A 228-nucleotide genomic window follows, 5' to 3' on the forward strand; every position below is an offset into this window, starting at 1 on the left:
TCACCGCACCGGTCACGAGATTGCCTGCCATACCTTCTCGCACCAGAGCTCGGCCAATCTCGACGAGGCCGCCATGGCGCGCGAGATCGAGCGGAATCGCGCCCATCTTCGTGCGATCGATTCCTCGATCACGCTGGAGAATTTCGCCTATCCCTATGGCATCGCCTCTGTCTGGCGTAAGCCGCAGCTTGCCAAGGTGTTCCGTTCGGCACGTGGCATCCTTCCCGG

At 61.8% G+C, this 228-nt stretch carries 1 protein-coding gene; it reads left to right on the forward strand.

Annotation, left to right across the window (positions count from 1 at the left end):
• Positions 1-228: polysaccharide deacetylase family protein (locus ACPYOJ_RS37340; RefSeq protein ID WP_481420681.1), on the forward strand; the 228-nt coding region annotated here is incomplete at both ends.

The sequence above is a fragment of the Rhizobium sp. SVR5-9E genome (assembly GCF_056755095.1).